This is a genomic window from Boudabousia liubingyangii (genome assembly GCF_001907245.1).
Classification (GTDB): domain Bacteria; phylum Actinomycetota; class Actinomycetes; order Actinomycetales; family Actinomycetaceae; genus Boudabousia; species Boudabousia liubingyangii.
Genome location: NZ_MQSU01000004.1, coordinates 290,507 through 305,160, shown reverse-complemented (window position 1 = coordinate 305,160; position 14,654 = coordinate 290,507). Strand labels below are relative to the sequence as shown.

Sequence of the window (14,654 nt, the reverse complement as noted above, 5' to 3'; positions counted from 1 at the left end):
CCTCACTTAGGGCTTAAAGTTGGCCCAGCATGCGTTTCACGTCATCAGGCAACTCGGGCAGTTGTTCTGAGGCACCTTGGTTCTGTGGCGCTCCCCCAAGATTGCCGAGGGCGCGCGGCGGCACCTGGCTGCCGCCACCAAAGCTGCTACCGCCACCCGTAGTGGTGGGTGCGTCAAGCTGCTTGGCTTCCTGAACTCGCTTTGCCGGGTTACCCGACTTAACTTTGCGCGATTTCTTTGATTTCTTGGCGGCTTTCTGCTGGGCACGCTTTGTTGCGCGACCGCCCGGCATGCCTGGCATGCCGGCCATTCCGCCCATGCCCGGAAGACCGCCGCCCTTCATCATCTTTTGGGCTGCTTCAAAACGCTGCACTAGGCCATTTACGTCCTGCACCGTGGTACCGGAACCCTTCGCGATACGAAGTCGGCGGGAGCCGTTAAGAATCTTCAGGTCGGCGCGTTCTGCGGGGGTCATCGAACGGACGATGGCTTCGATCCGGTCGATTTCCCGTTCGTCAAAGTTCTCTAGCTGTTCCCGGAACTGTCCCGCACCGGGAAGCATCTTGAGCAGTTTCTTCATGGATCCGAGCTTTCGGATCTGCTGCATCTGCTGTAGGAAGTCATCAAGGGTGAAGTTACCGGCCATCAGCTTTTCAGCAGCGGCCTGGGATTCCTTTTCGTCAAAGGCTTTTTGGGCCTGTTCGATAAGGGAGAGGACGTCACCCATGTCTAGGATTCGGGAGGCCATCCGGTCCGGGTAGAAGCGTTCGAAGTCGTCCATTCCTTCGCCGGTAGAGGCGAAGAGGATGGGGGCACCAGTAACACCTCGGACCGAAAGCGCGGCACCACCGCGGGCGTCACCATCAAGTTTGGAGAGAACCACACCGGTGAAGCCCACGCCGTCACGGAATGCGGTTGCAGTGTGGACCGCGTCCTGACCGATCATGGCATCAAGAACGAACATGATTTCGTGCGGGTTCACCGCATCGCGAATCTGTCGAGCCTGTTCCATCAGCTCTTCATCTACACCGAGGCGGCCGGCGGTATCGACGATCATTACGTCGTAGCCGTTCCGGATAGCATGGTCTAGACCGGAGCGAGCCACATTTACGGGGTCGCCGACGCCGTTACCAGGTTCTGGTGCCCAAACGGTCGCACCGGCGCGTTCACCGACTACCTGCAGCTGGGTAACCGCGTTGGGACGTTGCAGGTCAGAAGCTACTAGTAGTACTCGCTTGTTATCTTCAGCTAGGTATTTGGCTAGCTTTCCCGCCAAGGTGGTTTTACCAGCACCCTGCAGACCGGCAAGCATGAAGACGGTCGGACCACGCTGTGCAAAGTGTAGGTCCCGCGCTTCTCCACCTAGGATCTCAACCAGTTCGTCGTGGACGATCTTGACGACCTGTTGTCCCGGGTTTAGTGACTGGGTGCGCGTTGCCCCGTAGGCTTTGGTCTTTACGGCTTGCGTAAATTCGCGAACCACCGGAAGGGCCACGTCGGCATCGATAAGGGCGCGGCGAATCTCGCTGACTGTTAGGTCGACATCGGATTCACGCAGCAGGCCTTTGCCCCGTAGGCGTTTAAATGATTCTGAGATCTTATCTGATAGGGATCCGTACACGTTTAGCTTTCCTTCGCGTTGTTCTTCAGGGAACTAGCATAACACTGCTGTTGGTTTACTCGGTTAGCCGAGGATAGAGTCCACAAAAGCTTCCGCATCGAAGGGAGCCATGTCGTCTGCGCCTTCTCCCAGACCGACAAGTTTGACGGGGACACCTAGTTCTTTCTGTACCGAAACGACGATGCCACCCTTAGCGCTACCGTCTAGTTTGGTAAGGACGATACCGGTAACCTTTGCGACCTCGGCGAATACGCGGGCCTGAATGAGACCATTTTGACCGGTGGTGGCGTCTAGGACTAGCAGGGTTTCGGTTACTTGGGTGCCCTTTTCGATAACGCGACGGATCTTGCCTAGTTGGTCCATCAGTGAAGACTTGTTGTGTAGGCGTCCGGCGGTGTCAATCATGACCACATCGGCAGTGGCGTTGGTGGCGTGTTGTACGGCTTCGAAAGCCACGGAGGCAGGGTCAGCGCCTTCTCGGTCAGAACGCACTACTTCTACCCCAACGCGTTCGCCCCAGGTTTGTAGCTGGTCGGCTGCGGCTGCACGGAAGGTATCGGCCGCGCCTAGGACGACATTTTTGCCTTCTGCGACGAGGATACGCGCTAGCTTTCCGACTGTGGTGGTCTTACCGACACCGTTTACCCCTACGACGAGGACGGCAGCGGGGGCGGTTTGTCCGTCGGGTCCGGTTTGCGGGCTGAGGTTCAGCTGTCGGTCCCATTGCGGGTTGACTTGTTCTAGCAGCAGTTCTCTGAGCAGTGCCTTGATCTGGTCTGCGTCGTCTAGGGAACGTACTTTGACTTCGGTGCGCAGCTTTTCCATGATTTGGTCGGTGGCTTCTAGGCCGAGGTCTGCTGCCAGTAGAGTTTCTTCGAGCTCTTCCCAGTCGGATTCGGAGAGGTCACCGCGAGATAGAACGGATAGCAGTGCTTTCCCGAGGACGCCCGATTTGGCTAGGCGGGCACGCAAGCGGGTCATCCGGGAGGGCAGGGATTCGGGGGTTTCGAACCTTGGTCCTTCGGCTTCGGCTGCTTCTTCGCCGGCTTCTAGATCGCGTTCTTGGTCTGTTTCAAGTTCTGCGGGTGCGATCGTGGTTTCGTCGGTTTCGGTTTGGTCTTTTTTGGAGAAGTGGTCCCATCCAAAATAGGCCAAAACGGCTGCTAGTAGCGCACCGATCGTACCGTAGGCTTCAGGCTGTGAAAGAAAATCGTAGAAACTTTGCATGAGCCCTATTCTAATCACAAAGTTGAGGAAAGAACTTTTGTAACGCCTTCACGCATAGTGATGCCGTATAGGGCATCAGCCACTTCCATCGTACGTTTTTGATGGGTAATGATGATTAGCTGCGATTTTTCTTTTAGCTGTCGGAAAATTCGTAGCAGTCTGGTTAGGTTTGTGTCGTCAAGGGCCGCTTCGACCTCGTCCATCACGTAGAAGGGTGAGGGGCGCGCGATAAAGATAGAGACCAGCAGGGCGATTGCTGCTAGGGACCTTTCGCCGCCGGAGAGTAGCGATAGGCGGGAGATCTTTTTTCCGGCGGGGCGGGCAGCAATCTCCACCCCGGTGCCTAGGAGGTCTTCCGGGTCGGTGAGTCGAAGTTCGCCGTGTCCACCAGGGAATAGGGTTGAGAACACACCAGAGAAGGCTTTCGCGGTATCTTCGTAGGCGGACTCGAAGACTTTTTGGACGTGTTCGTCTACTTCGTCGATTAGGGAGAGTAGGTCTTTCCTCGAATCGGTGATATCGGACAACTGCGAGTTCAGGTAGTCGAAACGCGACTGGGCGGCATTTAGTTCTTCGAGGGCTAGGGGGTTAACTTTCCCTAGTCGTTCTAAGCGACGTTGGTTAAGGGCCAGTTCTTCGGTAGCTTCAGCCAATTGAAATTCTGGATCCTCTGGATATTGTGCTTGGATCTCTGAAGCGCTCATGCCTAGTTCTTGAGCAATTTGGGTCTCGAGGTTTTCTAGATGAACCTGTAACTGGGCGATTTGGACTCGTTCGTTTTGCCGATCTTCATTTAGCGCTTCCAGATCGCTTCGGACCTGTTCAAGTTGTTTCGTTAGCAGGCTCCGGCTTTTTTCGCTTTCCTGCTGTTTTGCGGAAATCTCTGCTCGGGCTTGAGAGGCTAGTTGGTGGCCTCTGCGGGCTAGGCGCAAACAAGAATTGGCCATATCAATCACGAGTTCGACCTGTTGGGCAGCTTTCTTTCGTCGTGCTTCTGATTCTGCTGCCCGTTGCCGTCGGTCGGTTTCTTGTTTGGCGGCACTTTCTAGTGCTTGAGCTTGGGTTTGTAAACGTCGAACTTGGGCCTCTAGATCGGCGATTTGGGCAGAGAGTTGCGATTCTTGATCACGGGTTTCTGAAACCCGGGTGGTGATGCTGGTGAGTTGTTGTTTACAGCGTTCAACTTCTTCCACACCTAGCGGAGTAGGTAGCGCATCAAGGCTGTTTTGAGCCTGTTCAAAGCTCTTTTCTAGTTCTGCCCGCTCTTGCTCAATACGTTCTTGGCGTGCCTGAGTTCGCCGAACTTCTTCTGCGGCGACTCTCTCCTCGGTTTCTAGGGTTGAGCGTTCTACCACGGCCTGGGCGGCAGCTGCGTCTGCTTCTCTGAGTAGTTTTAACGCTTGGTTACTAGCCTTGAGGTTATTATCTAGGGTAGTTCTAGCTTGGCTTAGCTCTGCTTGTACTTTCTGGTGGAGTTGTGAAAGTTCCTCAATCTTCGCTTTAATTTTATTTTGCTCAGATTCAAGCTCAAGTAGGTTAGTTTCGCGGGTCCCCGGTCGGGATACTGAATATGGGGTACACAGTAGTCCAGAGGGGAAGAGTATTTTTTTAGCCGAGGGGGCCGCCTCGAAGATTTCTTGGATTTCAGTAAGACTGAGGCTTTCTTCTGCGGTGTAAAGCAGCACTCCCGAAAGTAGGTTCGCCACCAGGTCTGCGGGCAGCTTACTAGTTTTAATGAGGTCATGAGCCCACTGAGTATGCTTTGGGGCCTTGGGGGTCTTTTGCTTTCGATTCGGTGGATAGAGGACTTCAAAAGCCCCTTGGGAGTCGGTTTCCCCAGATAGTAGGGAATCAATTGGATAGACCTCAGTAAGTTTTTGATGGGCGTCTTGTGCACTGGCGAAGACGATCCCCTGAAGTTCGGTGCCGAGCAGGAAGCTGATGGCGGAGGTCCACAGATCGGGGACTTCTAGGTTTTGTACTAGATACCCTAGGCCGTCCTCGGTGAATAGGCCTTCGTTGAAGGTTTCCTGGGTTAGGTGGGAGTCTAAAATTTGTTCGAGGGCGCTTAGCCGGGAGCGCGCTTGGACTAGTTCACCGCTTACTTCCCGTTCTTCTTGTAGCAGTTGGTCGACTGCTTGCCGGGACTTTTGAACCGCAGTTTCTGCTTGCTCGCGCTGAGCTAAGGCTGCACCTTGAGAGTCGAGGGCGGGCGTTTTGAAATCTGCTAGTTTGCGGCTGGCTTCGCGATGGTGTTGCTCTGCTTCTTCGAGGGTTGCTTGCAGATTTTTCTTTCGTTCCGCCAGGGCGGCAAGCTGTTCTTTAGCGGATTCGATTCTTCCCTGCACACGAGCTAGCTCAGCGACTTGGTTAGAACGTTGGTTCGATTGCTGCGTTAGGGTATTGGCAGCTTGGCTTTGTTCCGCCTCTAGTCGGGCGCGACTAACAGTAAGTTCACTAAGGTCACTTCGTTTTTGGTCTGCAGTCTGCTGGACCTCTTCTGCTTGACCACGGATCTCTTCAGCCTGCTTTTTTAGACTCTGAGGATCAGGACCCATGCTTGCCGCTTTGGGTCGCAGGTGGGCAGCTCGCTCGACCGCGATCTGCTGCATGGTGGAAGCCCGTTGGATTAGTGCCGTGTAGGAATCACAGACTGCCACAGAGTTTGCGAACTGGCTTTGGAAGGCCCCTTCATCTTGTTTTGCTTCCAGTTGGGCTTTGAGTTCATCCCGTTGCCGGATTAGGTCTAGTCGGTGTTCTTCTCGATGATTTAGTGCCCGGTTTTGATCGTGTAGCTGAGTTTTGATTGCGCGCCACTGAGTCCCCAGGATTTGGCCTTTCAGTTCACGAATCTGGGCATTAATTTGGGCCGCTTTGGAAGCGGCTTGAGCCTGTCGAGCTAGTGGAGAGAGCTGCCTTTTAAGTTCGTCTCGTAGGTCTTGTAAACGGGCAGTCTTAGAGTCAAGCGAAGCTAGTTTGCTTAGGGCTCGTTCTTTACGTCGACGGTGTTTGAGTACCCCGGCGGCTTCATCGATAAGGGCTCGACGTTGTTCCGGGGTGGCGTTGAGGATCGTGTCAAGCTGTCCTTGCCCAACGATGACGTGCATCTGTTTCCCCATGCCCGTGTCCGAGAGTAGTTCTTGGACATCAAGTAATCGGGCGGGGGCACCATTAATTTCGTATTCTGATCCGCCGGTGCGAAACATGGTGCGAGTGATGGTGACTTCGGAATAGTCAATGGGTAGGGTGCCGTCAGTATTGTCAATAGTGAGCGATACCTGGGCTCGCCCCAATGCTGGACGGGTTCCAGCACCGGCAAAGATCACGTCGGCCATCTGAGAGCCGCGTAGATTTTTGGCTCCCTGCTCCCCCATTACCCATGAAAGTGCATCGACCACATTTGATTTTCCTGACCCATTAGGGCCGACCACTGCCGTAATACCAGGTTCAAAATTGAGCGTGGTACTGGAGGCAAATGATTTAAAGCCCTTTAGGGTCAGTGATTTCAGATGCATGGCAGCTAGTTAATGACCTAGTTTTCAGGTTCTAAACCGGCTAGTTCTTCCATCTTGCGGCGACCAAGGATGGTTCGAACCACACCAATACCAATGAAGTACAAACCGGATACCCACCAGAGGATCTTTACGATCAGGTAGCTTTGCCCCACGGTTGCCAAAAGGAATACGGTGGTAACCAACCAAGTAACCGTTACCGCGATGTTCAAGGGCATCCAAGTCTTTACTCGCAACGGGTGAACGAAAGCTAGCGGTGAGAGCGTCAGGATCACGATAATGATCGTGGCAATGATATTGAAGACTGATCCGGTGCCCAACACGTAGAAATAGATGGCGACAATGTTCCAAGCCGCGGGGAAGCCGACGAAGTAGTTATCGGTCGCTTTCATTCCCTTATTGGCGTAGCAGAACATTGAAGAGGCGGCGACGATAATCGCCATTGCTAGGGCAAGAGGACGAGGCCCAAGCGGGATATGTAGGTATAGGAATACTGCCGGGATGAAGGTCCAAGTCATATAGTCGACAATGTCGTCTAGGATTACCCCATCAAACCAAGGCACGACCTCGGAAACGCGGGCCGCGCGGGCAAAGGTGCCGTCAATCGCATCAACCAATAGTGCGATTCCTAGGTAGATCCACATCATTCCGATCTTGCCCTCGATCAAGCTGGTTAGGGCAAGGAAACCCCAGGCTACGCCGGTGAGGGTAAACATGTGGACGCTCCAAGCTGCCACTTTTTGTTTTAGCGTAAAGCTGGGCTTGGTTTCTGCAGGCGTGGGCTGACTCATCAGGACACTTTCTGGTTGATTACAATTAGGACTACTTTAACCCAAATAGTTGGCGAACGGCTCCAGCCAAGGCGACAGATCCGAAAACTACTACCCCATTGGCGTCCAAAGAACTGCCATCGGTTTGGCTTAGGGCGACCGCTTTATCTACTGCTTCTGCAAGTACTGGTTCGGCGTACACCCGGTCTGGGCCGAAGATGTCTTCCGCGATTTCCTGCAGGTCGCTAAGCGGCATTGCCCGAGGGTTATTCAGTGAGGTAACCACGATTGCCTCTAGTTCGGGCTCCATAATTCCGAGGACATCTTCCACGGCCTTATCTGCCATGGCCCCGAATACCGCGAAGGTTCGTTCGAACTGGAAGTTCTCTGCTAGGGCTGCCTGCAGGGCGGTAGCACCCGCCGGGTTATGGGCGGAATCCACCAGTACCGTTGGGGAGCTCTTGACGACCTCTAGGCGGCCGGGACTGTCTGACTGGTAGAAACCCTGTTCTACAACCTCGGCCGAAAGTGCCTTTCCGCCGAGGAAGAGTTCCACCGCGGCCAGCGCTGTGGCCGCATTTTGGGCTTGGTGGGCCCCAAATAGGGGCACGACGATCTGTTCGTAGCGTCCCGCTGGGGTTTGAATATCAAGCACTTGTCCGCCCACCGCAGCCTGTCGCTGGAGCACTTCAAAGTCTTGGTTTTCAAAGCGAATTAGGGCATCTTGTGACTTTGCGAAGTCGCGCAAGATCTCTTCTGCGGCGGGTTCTTGGACGCTGGCCACGACGCGCGCACCCGGTTTTATGATCCCAGCTTTGGTGGTGGCGATTTCTGAGATAGTGGATCCTAGCCAGCGTTCGTGATCCACCGCAATTGGGGTAAATACCGCTAGGGAATCGCGAATGATATTGGTGGCATCCCAGGTGCCGCCCATCCCGACTTCAATCACGGCAACATCAACGGGGGCGGCAGCAAAAGCCGCGAAGGCCATCACGGTAAAGTATTCAAAGAATGAGAGTCGGGAACCACCCTGAGCCTGCGATTCTTGGTCGACTAGTTCTACAAAGGGTTGGACGTCATCATAGGCTTGGCAGAAGGCTGCCGCGCTGATGGGGGCTCCATTGATGCTGATTCGTTCTCGCACGTCACTGAGGTGCGGAGAGGTGAAGCGACCGACGCTTAATCCAGCGGAACGGAGCAGCGAATCGATCATCCGTGAGGTGGAAGTTTTCCCGTTGGTGCCAGTAATGTGAATGGCCGGGTAGCTATCTTGGGGATCGCCCATCAGGGCCATGACCCGTTGGACTCGTGCTAGCGAAGGCTGTGGGGTGTGTTCGGGAACGCGAGCGATGATCTCCTGGTAGATGCTCTGGACGCGGGCCAGTTCTTCGGGAGTATCGATAACTGGCAAGCTCTCGATGTCATCATTTTCAGCAGCTTGATCGTCAAGTTCAAGCTGCGGATATAGATCCTCTAGTTCTGACATGTTGCCCCTTCTGATTGGTATTCGACCGGTACTACTCTAATGTGCTTTGGCAACTAAATAAACTGGAGGATCCGACCGAAGAGTATTCGGCCGGATCCTCATCAGTTTTTTTAGCTTAGGCCTTTGCCAGTTCTACCAGTAGTTCATTGCCACCAGTTTCCACCGCTAGCTCTAGGGCTAGGGTTTCTTTGGCAATCATTTCTGAGAACTGTTGCAGTGCTGCGGCGGTTTCAGCCGGTGCCGTCAACTTCAGGTTGATGCGGTCAGAAACATGCAGGTCAGCAGCCTTACGTTCATCCTGAATGGTGCGGATGGCATCGCGGGCGATACCTTCACGTTCAAGTTCCTCGGTCAAGGTGGTATCTAGGACCACGAAGGCACCAGAGGAAAGCACCTGGGCGACTTCACCTTCCGGAGCAGAGACCTGTAGGTTGAGCTCGAACTGACCCGGCTCGAGGGTAACCGCGGCGCCGTCAAGTTCGACACCGGGGAAGGTTACCTTACCGTCGGCAGCTTCCCACTGGCCCTGCTTCTGGGCGGCGAAGAGCTTGGAGGTGAGCGGGCGAACCTGCGGACCAAACTCACGCGGGTTCAAGGTCAGCTGTTGGGAGACCTCATAACCGGAGCCTTCAGGCTGCAAGAATCGCACATCCTTGACGTTAATCTGGGCGGCAATCAGCTCTGCGAAGGGCTTGAGTCCTTCTGCCTGAACCGAAACGACCGTGAGGTGGCTGAGGGGCTGGCGGACGCGTAACTTGTGTAGTTTACGCAGACCGTGTGCGCCAGAGACGATCTCGCGGACCTCGTCCATAACCTGGACGAGTTCGGGATCGGCAACGGCCTCGGGCCAAACCGGCCAATCGGTTAGGTGTACTGAGCGGCCACCAGTTAGGCCACGCCAAACCTCTTCGGTAACTAGCGGGAGCAGCGGAGCAGCCACGCGCATCAGGGTTTCGAGCACCGTGTAAAGGGTGTCGAAGGCCTGCTGGTCTTCATCCCAGAAGCGGTCACGACTGGTACGCACGTACCAGTTGGTCAGTAGGTCTAGGTGCTCACGGATACGGCCGGTCGCTTCAGTAATAGCGTAGGCATCTAGGTCCTGGGCAACCTGGTCAGCTAGTTCCTTAGTGCGAGCTAGAACGTAACGGTCCATGACGTTCAGGCCCTTAACTAGCTCAGCATTTTCGAGGTCGAGTAGTTTCGCCTCATAGCCGGCACCGTTATTGCAGGTACCCGAGTAGAGTGCGAAGAAGTAGTACGCGTTCCAGAGCGGCAGCAGGATCTGACGGACCTGGTCGCGGATTGATCCTTCGGCGACGGCGAGGTTACCGCCGCGGACCACCGGGGAGGACATGAGGAACCAGCGCATGGCGTCCGCACCGTACTTGTCGAACATTAGTCGGACGTCCGGGTAGTTACGTAGCGACTTGGACATCTTTAGGCCGTCGTCACCGAGGACGATACCGTGCGAAACACAGTGGGTGAAGGCGGGACGGTCGAATAGTGCAGTGGCTAGGACGTGCAGGGTGTAGAACCAGCCACGGGTCTGACCAATGTATTCAACGATGAAGTCACCCGGGTAGTGGTTTTCGAACCAGTCCTGGTTTTCGAACGGGTAGTGGACCTGCGCGAAGGGCATGGAGCCGGATTCGAACCAGCAGTCTAGGACGTCGGGGATACGACGCATCATGGACTTTCCGGTCGGGTCGTCCGGGTTGGGACGCACTAGGGTGTCGATGAAGGGACGGTGCAGGTCCTTGACCTCTACCCCGAAGTCCTTTTCTAGGTCCGCAAAAGAACCGTAGACGTCGGTGCGGGGGTAGTTGGGGTCGTCAGAGACCCATACCGGGATGGGTGCGCCCCAGAAGCGGTTACGGGAGATGGACCAGTCGCGAGCGCCCTCGAGCCACTTGCCGAACTGGCCGTCGCGTAGGTGCGAGGGTGTCCATTCGATCTGCTGGTTTAGTTCAACCATGCGGTCGCGGATCTTGGTGACCGCTACGAACCAGGAGGATACGGCGCGGTAGATCAGCGGGCGACGGCAGCGCCAGCAGTGCGGGTATGAGTGCACGTAGGACTTCTGCTGTACTAGCACGGGTCGGTATTCCGCAGCGCGTTCTGCTAGCGGGCCGGAGGCATCACGAAGGTCGTGGATGATGGGCTTGTTAGCTTCAAAGACCTGCTGGCCTTCGTAGGCGGATACCTCGTTGGTGAAGCAGCCGGCTTCGTCTACGGGCAGGAAGACGTCGCGGATGCCCTTTTCGAAGCAGACGTTCATATCGTCTTCACCGAAGGCGGGGGCCATGTGGACTAGACCGGTACCGGAATCGGCGGTGACGTAATCAGCGGAAACCACGGTCCAGATGGCGTGGTTTTCTTCGTTGGGGTTGGCTTCTTTGGCGCCGCGTGCTTCGAGGTTCTGGTAACCGGTGGCCTTGAGCATGCGGTCTACGAAGAACTCGAACATCGGGTAGTAGGTACGGCCCACCAGTTCGGCACCGGCGAAGGACTCGAGTACCTCGTAGTCCTCCCCTAGTTCCTTTTCGTAGGCGCCCAGTAGATCCTGTGCGAGGATGACGGTTTCGCCTGCTAGTTCGCCATTCTGGGGGCGGACTCGCACGTAGGTGAACTCGGGGTTAACCGCGATGGCCTGGTTTGAGGGCAGGGTCCACGGGGTGGTCGTCCAGATCAGGGCAAGGTCGCCGCGCTGGCCGTCTTCTGCCTGCAGACGCACGCCTACGGTTACGGTATTGTCCTGGCGATCTTGGTAGACGTCATCATCCATCTTTAGTTCGTGGTTGGATAGTGGCGTCTGGTCTTTCCAGCAGTACGGGAGGACGCGGTAGCCCTGGTAGGCCAGGCCCTTATCGTAGAGCTGCTTGAAGGCCCAAATGACCGATTCCATGAAGGTGGGGTCTAGGGTCTTGTAGTCATTGTCGAAGTCCACCCAGCGGGCCTGGCAGTTGATGTAGTCTTGCCATTCGTCGGTGAACTTGAGGACGGAGGTGCGGCAGACTTCGTTGAATTTGGCGATGCCTAGGCCACCTTCGCCTTCGATGTCGTCTTTACCGTTGATTCCGAGGATGCGTTCGGCTTCTAGTTCGGCGGGAAGGCCGTGGGTGTCCCAGCCGAAGCGGCGTTCGACGCGGCGTCCGCGCATGGTTTGGTAGCGGCCTACGAGGTCTTTGACGTAGCCGGTTAGTAGGTGCCCGTAGTGAGGTAGACCGTTGGCGAAGGGCGGGCCGTCGTAGAAGACGAATTCGTTGGAGCCTTTGTCACCGGCCGGACGGTTATCAATGGAGGCTTGGAAGGTGCCGTCTTTTTCCCAGTAGTTCAGGATCTCTTTTTCGAGTTCGGGGAAGTTGGGGCTGGCTTCTAGGCTGCCGGATCGGTGCTGCGGGTAAAATGCCTGCGAGCTCGAGTTTTCGCTCATGCTTTCCTCACGTGATGGTTATGGACTTCCTTATCCGAGGGCGAAGAGCCAGTTTGACTCTGCGCGGTACCACCCCGCTTGCTCACCTTTTGGCGAACCACTCATTGACAGCTATTTCGGGCTTATCCGTCCGGTTCTAGTGAGGTTTCCCCGTTCTTCCGGAATGCTCGCCGGTGATACCTCAGTTTCCTGAGCCGGGTCATAGCGCGTTTAGTTTAACAAATCGTTTACGACTGAGCCAGATGGACTGAAAGCTTTGCAAGGGGGATCACTTTTAGTTGGACTTAACTAGATGTCTTCTGCTCATAAGCCCTTGCAGTGGTTTGACTTCCGCCCGGCGATAAGGTGCGAGAATCAACCAGTCGCAGTCCTGCGGTTCGGTAAGACAGACCCCTAGGGTCGAAGCAGACCCAAAGAATGTCGAATAGGACCCAGAGGGTGACGATGCTAGTCAGCAGGTCGGATCTAAACGCCGTTAGGGCCCAGACTCCTTGAACCGAAATCGCCCGGACTAGAAGTTTCCATCGTGGAGCTGCTTCTGGTTTTAACCAGACGATTCTTTGTCCCCATGAGGCTCCTGAACCTGAAAACGCCGACCGAAGGATGACGATCTCAAGCATGACGAAAATCAGTACTGGATTCCACTTGGAATATTCTTGCAACGGCAGGTGTAACCCTAGGAGTTTGTCAGCCACTACTACCATCCCGATCAGTAAACCGGTAGCAAGAATTACGATATTTAGGATTACGTAGTCTAGGAACATTCCAGCCAAACGCCGCCACCTCGTGACGGGGCGTGCTAGGTGTCTGCGGGTACGTAGATACTTTGGAGACTCCACGAATCTTGGGATTAGCAAAGCGATCAAATATCCTAAGGCGGTACCTAGGGTGTTCGTGATTAGATCGTTCACGTCGGCTACTCGATATTGGCAGGACGTCAAGCCGAAATTACCGGTGTATTGAGTTAATTCGACTAGGCTGGAAACTAGGAACCCAAAGCCCACAGAAGGCCAGAATTTCCAGATCAAGAAATCAGAACAGATCATCCCCAGCGGTACGAAAAGCAGTACATTCAGGACCATTTGCATAACGTCAAAGCTGGTTATGATCTGCAGTAGGGGCAGTCCTCTTAGGTGATGCCACATGTCTATGAAGTAAACCGTGGGATCTAGGATGAGGGTGTGGCCCCGCCCCTCACAATAACCTCCGCTAGTATCGGGCAGTGGAAATAGCGTATAGGCAATTAACGCTGAGACGTAGACAAAGGTTGCGACAGTCCAGAGCAAACGGCCAGCGAAGAAACTCCCATACCGGCGGTATTGCCAGATCAAGACCGGAGCGAAGGCAAGAATGGAAATACCTAATCCCACGATTAGGGACCAGTAGGCTTGAGCGAGCAAGTTAGTCCTTTAGTTTTCCGCAAATAAAGCGGATGCGGCGAGTTTCCTCACCGCATCCGTCATCCCATCAACACAGAGCAAAGCTATAAATGAACTGAGTCACTTATTGCCTCTGTAAGGCCTATCCTACTACAGATATTTTCCCTTCGCTGCTTCAAACGCAAATTTTCTTTCAAGTTTTTCTATTTTTGAGTAAAACTTGCGTAATTGTCGCGACTAGGTGCTGGTAGCGGCCAGAATGTCGTTTCAGTCGATTACTAATTCTGCTTCTAACACCCGAGTCTCCCCCGGGGCCAGCAAAGACATCTCTTTGCATTCCTCACGGTTAAAAGCATTCGTGACGAATTCACAAGGCTCTAGAGCCAGCGAGAGGTTGGGACGGTTCTCTAAAAAGTCGCCGGTGTAAACATGGAAAATACCAACACCAGGACCGTTTAGAACACCGCGATAGTGCATTGTCAGCTGGTATTCTTCGGTTTCTAGATTCGCGACGGGACGCAAAAGATCAGTAAAGGGAGTATCAATGCCTTCGGTGACGTCAAGTTCCACCACTCCCCCGGTGGGTTCGTAGGCAGCGGCTCCGGGGAGCGGAATTAGATTCTCGTCTGCCTGGACTCGAGCTTGCGCGTCAAAGCTTAGGCGATAGCTTCCCGTGTGCTTGAAATATGGATGCCATCCCAAACCTACCGGCAATTCTTTTTCGCCCGGATTGTAAGCTGAAACCTGAGTGATCACACCCTGTTCGGTTAGTTCATAAGAAACCTGTACCACCAGGTCGCCAGGGTAGCTCGATCCAGCGGTTACCTTGGTTTCCAGTAATACACGGTGCGGTTCTTGCTCAACCACGGTGAAATCTTGGTTGTACACCAACCCGTGAAGGCCATCTCGAAGTCCTGGTTCCCGCTCCCCCAGATCATATTCTTTTCCGTCAAAGGTGTATCGGGCGTCCTCGATCCGGTTAGACCAGGGGGCGAGGATGGCACCCCGGTAGCCGTCTAAAATTTCCCATTCTGACCGGTCAGCATATCCAGAGATTACTTCTACCGGTCCATTTTCAGTTTCTTTAGTAAGACGGTTTAGTAGTGCCCCATTGAGAATTACCTGCGCGCTAAAAGGCCCCTTTTTAAGTTCAAGGTTCTGCGGTAGTTCAAGGTTCGTGGAACTCATTCCTTCACTCCTTCGTGGTATTAGGCATTCGTTAAATA

8 protein-coding genes are annotated in these 14,654 nt (G+C 54.5%); all 8 read right to left on the bottom strand.

Annotated elements, in window-relative coordinates:
- Positions 1-13 precede the first annotated feature (13 nt).
- The 8 genes from ffh to BSR28_RS08060 all read right to left on the bottom strand — a co-directional run bounded on the left by ffh (position 14) and on the right by BSR28_RS08060 (position 14,616).
- Complete coding sequence (gene ffh / locus BSR28_RS08095; protein ID WP_073709439.1) at positions 14-1,621, bottom strand: signal recognition particle protein; 1,608 nt, start codon at positions 1,619-1,621, stop codon at positions 14-16.
- Positions 1,622-1,684: 63 nt separating this feature from the next.
- A complete protein-coding gene (gene ftsY, locus BSR28_RS08090; protein WP_073709440.1) occupies positions 1,685-2,848 on the bottom strand; it encodes a signal recognition particle-docking protein FtsY in 1,164 nt (387 codons plus the stop codon).
- A 14-nt stretch (positions 2,849-2,862) separates the two neighbouring features.
- Complete coding sequence (gene smc / locus BSR28_RS08085; protein ID WP_073713892.1) at positions 2,863-6,363, bottom strand: chromosome segregation protein SMC; 3,501 nt, start codon at positions 6,361-6,363, stop codon at positions 2,863-2,865.
- Positions 6,364-6,380: 17 nt separating this feature from the next.
- Entirely contained in the window at positions 6,381-7,151 is a 771-nt protein-coding gene (locus tag BSR28_RS08080) for a CDP-alcohol phosphatidyltransferase family protein (protein ID WP_073709442.1), read from the bottom strand.
- A gap of 31 nt (positions 7,152-7,182) precedes the next feature.
- Positions 7,183-8,616, bottom strand: coding sequence for a bifunctional folylpolyglutamate synthase/dihydrofolate synthase (locus tag BSR28_RS08075; protein ID WP_073713891.1), 1,434 nt, complete (start codon positions 8,614-8,616; stop codon positions 7,183-7,185).
- Between the two features lie 115 nt (positions 8,617-8,731).
- Positions 8,732-12,049, bottom strand: coding sequence for an isoleucine--tRNA ligase (gene ileS, locus BSR28_RS08070; protein WP_073713890.1), 3,318 nt, complete (start codon positions 12,047-12,049; stop codon positions 8,732-8,734).
- Positions 12,050-12,333: 284 nt separating this feature from the next.
- Complete coding sequence (locus tag BSR28_RS08065; protein WP_073713889.1) at positions 12,334-13,449, bottom strand: VanZ family protein; 1,116 nt, start codon at positions 13,447-13,449, stop codon at positions 12,334-12,336.
- 246 nt (positions 13,450-13,695) lie between these two features.
- Positions 13,696-14,616, bottom strand: a complete 921-nt coding sequence (locus BSR28_RS08060) for an aldose 1-epimerase (RefSeq protein ID WP_073713888.1) — start codon at positions 14,614-14,616, stop codon at positions 13,696-13,698.
- Positions 14,617-14,654: the final 38 nt, after the last annotated feature.